General features: G+C 57.5%; 5 protein-coding genes and 1 pseudogene. 5 read left to right on the top strand and 1 reads right to left on the bottom strand.

What is annotated here, in order from left to right; genetic code table 11:
- Window positions 1-87 (top strand): cold-shock protein (locus ALO64_RS26115; RefSeq protein ID WP_033045525.1); only part of this gene is annotated, 87 nt, incomplete at its 5' end.
- 150 nt (window positions 88-237) lie between these two features.
- Here ALO64_RS26115 and apbC read toward each other — a convergent pair.
- A pseudogene (gene apbC, locus ALO64_RS02760) lies at window positions 238-1,316 on the bottom strand (iron-sulfur cluster carrier protein ApbC).
- A gap of 185 nt (window positions 1,317-1,501) precedes the next feature.
- Here apbC and metG point away from each other — a divergent pair.
- The 4 genes from metG to ALO64_RS02740 all read left to right on the top strand — a co-directional run bounded on the left by metG (window position 1,502) and on the right by ALO64_RS02740 (window position 5,476).
- Window positions 1,502-3,550, top strand: a complete 2,049-nt coding sequence (gene metG, locus ALO64_RS02755; RefSeq protein ID WP_044343454.1) for a methionine--tRNA ligase — start codon at window positions 1,502-1,504, stop codon at window positions 3,548-3,550.
- Window positions 3,551-3,679: 129 nt separating this feature from the next.
- The gene (gene rsxB / locus ALO64_RS02750) at window positions 3,680-4,552 is read left to right on the top strand and encodes an electron transport complex subunit RsxB (RefSeq protein WP_002554840.1); all 873 of its coding nucleotides are present in this window, start codon (window positions 3,680-3,682) and stop codon (window positions 4,550-4,552) included.
- Window positions 4,549-5,187, top strand: a complete 639-nt coding sequence (nth, locus tag ALO64_RS02745; protein WP_044343455.1) for an endonuclease III — start codon at window positions 4,549-4,551, stop codon at window positions 5,185-5,187. The genes rsxB and nth overlap by 4 nt, the downstream gene beginning before the upstream one ends.
- Window positions 5,188-5,293: 106 nt before the next feature.
- The gene (locus ALO64_RS02740; RefSeq protein WP_002554842.1) at window positions 5,294-5,476 is read left to right on the top strand and encodes a PA3496 family putative envelope integrity protein; all 183 of its coding nucleotides are present in this window, start codon (window positions 5,294-5,296) and stop codon (window positions 5,474-5,476) included.
- Window positions 5,477-5,527: the final 51 nt, after the last annotated feature.

The raw sequence follows: 5,527 nt of genomic DNA, 5'->3' as shown, positions 1-5,527 counted from the left end.
AAAAGCCTGAAAGAAGGCCAACAGGTTTCTTTCATCGCTACCCGCGGTCAGAAAGGCATGCAAGCTGAAGAAGTTCAAGTTATCTAACTTGTCCTGATTCGCTTAAAAACCCCGCCCTTAAAAGCGGGGTTTTTTATTGCCTGTCGTTTGAGCATTTGCGTACCCATCAAGCCATGCATAAGCCTGACCGAGAGACGTCAATTGGCTGCGCCTCCCCGCCAGAGCACCGCTACAGAATCAATCGTCGCTGACAGAAATGGTCGGCATCGCCGGGCTTGCAGCTTCCTGCAAGACGATTCGTGCGCCCACGTGACGTGCCAGCTCTTGATACACCATCGCAATCTGACTTTCCGGCTCGGCAATAGCGGTAGGCTTGCCGCCATCTGCCTGCTCGCGAATCAGTATCGACAACGGCAGTGATGCCAGCAGCTCGACATTGTACTGCGACGCCAGCTTCTCACCGCCGCCCTCACCAAAGAGATGCTCCGCATGGCCGCAATTGGAGCAGATGTGTACCGCCATGTTTTCCAAAACGCCCAGCACCGGGATGTTGACCTTGCGGAACATCTCGACACCCTTCTTCGCATCCAGCAAGGCCAGGTCCTGAGGCGTGGTGACAATCACGGCACCGGCAACCGGGACCTTCTGCGCCAGCGTCAACTGGATATCGCCCGTGCCGGGCGGCATGTCGATAACCAGATAGTCCAGATCATTCCAGGCAGTCTGCGTGACCAGTTGCAGCAACGCCCCTGACACCATAGGCCCGCGCCAGACCATAGGCGTGTTGTCATCGGTCAGAAACGCCATCGACATCACGTCAATGCCATGAGCCTGGACCGGCACGAACCACTTCTGGTCCTTGATCTTCGGCCGCGTGCCTTCAGCAATACCGAACATCACACCCTGACTCGGCCCATAGATATCAGCATCGAGAATACCGACCCGTGCGCCCTCGCGAGACAGTGCCAATGCCAGATTGGCCGCCGTGGTGGACTTGCCGACACCGCCCTTGCCCGACGCAACGGCCACGATGTTTTTCACATTGGCCAGACCGGGGATCTGGCTCTGTGCCTTGTGCGAATGGCAACCGTGGCCGAGCTGACGCCGTCCAGGTTCTCGATGGCGGTTTTCAGCACTTGCGCCCAGCCGTTCCTGAACAGGTCGGCGGCATAGCCCAGTTCGAGTTGCACGCTGACCTGTGCACCCTGGATATCGATGGACCGCACGCAACCGGCACTGACCGGGTCCTGATTCAGATAAGGGTCGGTGTACTGGCGAAGAATCGTCTCCACCGCTGCGCGATTGACTGCGCTCATGGGCTTACTCCGTAAAAGACTGAGTGAAACAGCCGACTATCGTACCTGTTCTGTCCGTAGCCGACATGATTTCACTGAACCCTGCCCAACCACTCAGGAGTATTCCCACAACCGAGCGGGGTGAAAAAAATCGCTCAGACCTTTATAGTGGCCGGTCTCCGTTTCACTTCAAGTAGCCGAGCCCCATGTCCGAGCCACGCAAGATTCTCGTTACCAGCGCCCTGCCCTATGCCAATGGTCCCGTTCACCTTGGCCACATGCTCGAGTACATCCAGACCGACATGTGGGTGCGTTTTCAGAAGCACCGCGGCAACCAATGCATTTATGTCTGCGCGGACGACGCTCACGGTTCGGCAATCATGCTGCGCGCTGAAAAAGAAGGCATTACGCCAGAACAGCTCATCGACAACGTCAAGGCCGAACACAGCGCCGACTTCGCCGACTTCCTGGTGGATTTCGATAATTTCCACTCGACGCACTCGGACGAAAACCGCGAGCTGTCGAGCATGATCTACACGCGCCTGCGCGACGCAGGTCATATAGCAACCCGTTCGGTGACCCAGTATTTCGACCCGGAAAAGAAAATGTTCCTGGCCGACCGCTTCATCAAAGGCACCTGCCCGAAATGTGCGGCTGAAGATCAGTACGGCGACAACTGTGAAAAGTGCGGCGCAACCTATGCCCCGACCGACCTGAAAAACCCCAAGTCGGCAATTTCCGGGACCACACCGGTACTCAAGGACTCGAAGCACTTCTTCTTCGACCTGCCTGCATTCGACGCGATGCTGAAAAGCTGGACGCGCAGCGGAACCCTGCAGGACGCTGTCGCAAACAAGATCGCCGAATGGCTGGACAGCGGCCTGCAACAGTGGGACATCTCCCGCGATGCGCCGTATTTCGGCTTTGAAATCCCCGATGAGCCAGGCAAATACTTTTACGTATGGCTGGATGCGCCGATCGGCTACATGGCCAGCTTCAAGAACCTGTGTGCACGTCGTCCGGACCTGGACTTCGACGCGTACTGGGGCAAGGGTGCGACCACCGAGCTCTATCACTTCATCGGCAAGGACATCGTCAATTTCCACGCCCTGTTCTGGCCAGCCATGCTGGAAGGTGCAGGGTTGCGCACACCGACCGGCATCAACGTTCACGGCTACCTGACCGTAAACGGACAGAAAATGTCGAAGTCACGTGGCACCTTTATCAAGGCACGCACCTACCTCCACCATCTGCCACCCGAGTACCTGCGCTATTACTACGCGTCGAAACTGGGTCGTGGCGTCGACGACCTGGATTTGAACCTCGAAGACTTCGTGCAAAAGGTCAACTCTGACCTGATCGGCAAGGTCGTGAACATCGCCAGCCGTTGTGCCGGGTTTATTCACAAAGGCAACGCCGGTGTGATGGGCGAGGCCAATGCAGCGCCCGAATTGACCGATGCATTCCTGGCGGTCGCGCCGAGCATTGCCGACGCCTACGAAGCCCGAGACTTCGCCCGTGCCATGCGTGAAACCATGGCTCTGGCGGATCGCGCCAACGCCTATATCGCGGAAAAAGCGCCGTGGGCGCTGGCCAAACAGGAAGGCAAACAGGATGAAGTCCAGGCAGTCTGCTCGCTGGGTATCAATCTGTTCCGCCAACTGGTCATTTTCCTCAAACCGGTATTGCCGAATCTGGCCGCCGACGCAGAGAAGTTTCTCAACGTCGAACCATTGACCTGGGAAGACCACAAGACCTTGCTGGCCAATCATCAGCTCAACCCGTTCTCGGCACTGATGACCCGCATAGATCCACTCAAGGTAGAAGCCATGGCTGCTGCCTCCAAGGAAGACCTGACCGCTACCGACACTACCGCGAGCAGTGTGCCCGCCGGTAATGGCGAACTCGCCAAAGACCCGCTGTCGGCGGAAATCGACTTTGACGCTTTTGCCGCTGTAGACCTGCGCGTTGCCCTGATTCTCAAGGCCGAACATGTGGAGGGTGCCGACAAGTTGCTGCGCCTGACTCTGGACATCGGCGACGAGCAACGTAATGTCTTTTCCGGCATCAAAAGCGCCTATCCGAACCCGTCCGAGCTCGAAGGCCGTCTGACCATGATGATCGCCAACCTCAAGCCAAGGAAAATGCGTTTCGGCATTTCCGAAGGCATGGTGATGGCGGCAGGCCCTGGCGGCGAGGAGATCTATCTGCTCAGCCCGGACAGTGGTGCAAAACCCGGCCAGCGCATCAAGTAAACCCGGACAAGGCCCGGTATCCAGCCATCAGGCGGATACCGGGCCTTTGCGCATTCGCAAACCTCCCGATCTGTCCGATAATGCTGCACCCTCGATAGACAGAACACCTGTTGGTCACCTGGCAAGATCATGACTGAATTGATTCGCCTGCTTCCCGACGTGGACCTTATCCGCAGCATCGACGCCCTTCTGCCGCAGACTCAGTGCGGCAAGTGCGGCCACCCCGGCTGCAAGCCCTACGCAGAGGGCATTGCCGGCGGCGAAGCCATCAACAAATGCCCACCGGGCGGGGACGAAACAATAGCCCAACTGGCAGAGCTGCTTGCTGTTCCGGTTCTGAGGCTGGATATGGAACGCGGTGCAGCCCCTGCGCAGGTTGCGTTCATTCGCGAAGCAGAGTGCATTGGCTGCACCAAATGCATTCAGGCCTGCCCCGTGGACGCCATTGTCGGCGCTGCAAAGTTGATGCACACCGTGATTGTCGATGAGTGCACTGGCTGCGATCTGTGCGTTGCGCCATGCCCGGTAGACTGCATTGAAATGCATCCGCTGCCGATGGCGAGTGTCACGCCCATCATAGGCGGCCTGGCACCCACCCCTGATCTGCAAAAAGCTCGTCTGCGCAAGCGTACCCACGCCCGGCTGCGTTTCGAAGCACGCAATGCACGCTTGTACCGCGAGCAACAAACCCGGCTGGCCGAGCGTATCGCCCGGTCACAGCGCGCTGAACCAAGTCGTGACGCTTTACAGTCCGCCGCCAGACACGCCCAGAACGACAAGCCTGCCACGCCGGACGAGGCCCTGAAAAAAGCCCGGATTGCCGTGGCCATGAGTCGTGCGCAGCTCAACAAGTCGCTCAAGGCTTTCGGCCATCCGCCGATTGCCGAGCAGGCCGCCAGGCTCGTGGAGTTGCAACGCGAATATGAAGCAGCCGAACAGGCACTTGCAGCGCTTCTGCAAGCACCCGTACAGACTCATCCTGAGGAAAATCTCCGCCCATGAATGCTGCAAAACGTCAGGAAATCTTTCGCAGGCTGCATGAGGACAATCCGGACCCGAAAACCGAACTGGCCTACACCACGCCTTTTGAGTTGTTGATAGCCGTTATCCTTTCTGCCCAGGCCACTGACGTGAGCGTCAACAAGGCCACGGCGAAGCTGTACCCGGTCGCCAACACGCCACAAGCCATATATGACCTGGGCGTTGAAGGGCTGTCCGAGTACATCAAGACAATTGGCCTCTACAACAGCAAAGCCAAAAACGTAATTGAAACCTGCCGGATGCTGGTGGAGTTGCATAACAGCGAAGTACCGCAGACCCGAGAAGCGCTCGAGGCCTTACCGGGCGTAGGACGCAAGACTGCCAATGTCGTGCTCAACACCGCTTTCCGTCAGGTCGCGATGGCTGTAGACACTCACATCTTTCGCGTCAGCAACCGTACGGGCATCGCACCAGGGAAAAATGTGGTGGAGGTCGAGAAGCAATTGATGAAATTTGTGCCCAAGAACTATCTGCTCGATGCGCACCACTGGCTGATCCTGCACGGACGCTACGTTTGCCAGACACGCAAGCCCAGATGCGGCAGTTGCCGTATAGAAGACCTGTGCGATTACAAGGAGAAAACGTCCGACGATTGAGCCAGCCCGGTAATTGCTGCTCTGTCGATTGAAAAAATCTTTTTTACCCGCTTGTGGATTGTCGATATAAGAAGCGCCAGAGAGCCCAAGCCCTGGAGTCGACTTCATGAGCACTGACAACGAGCAACTGGACGTGGACGATGACCTTGTTGCCGTCGATACGGACGAAACCGAAACTGCGACCGTAGAGCCGGCAAAGACCAATCTGAGCAAACGACGCACCATCGACAACCTGCTTGAAGAGCGGCGCTTGCAGAAACAACTGGCCGATTACGATTTCGACTTCTAGACAAGCGCAAAACCTCGCACCGGCTTCCTGGCACCTAAGGAGGCGCTGCAA

It is taken from the genome of Pseudomonas meliae (assembly GCF_001400515.1).
Lineage (GTDB): Bacteria > Pseudomonadota > Gammaproteobacteria > Pseudomonadales > Pseudomonadaceae > Aquipseudomonas > Aquipseudomonas amygdali.
The sequence above is the reverse complement of the archived record's forward strand: the minus strand, read 5'-3'. Positions and strand labels throughout refer to the sequence as shown.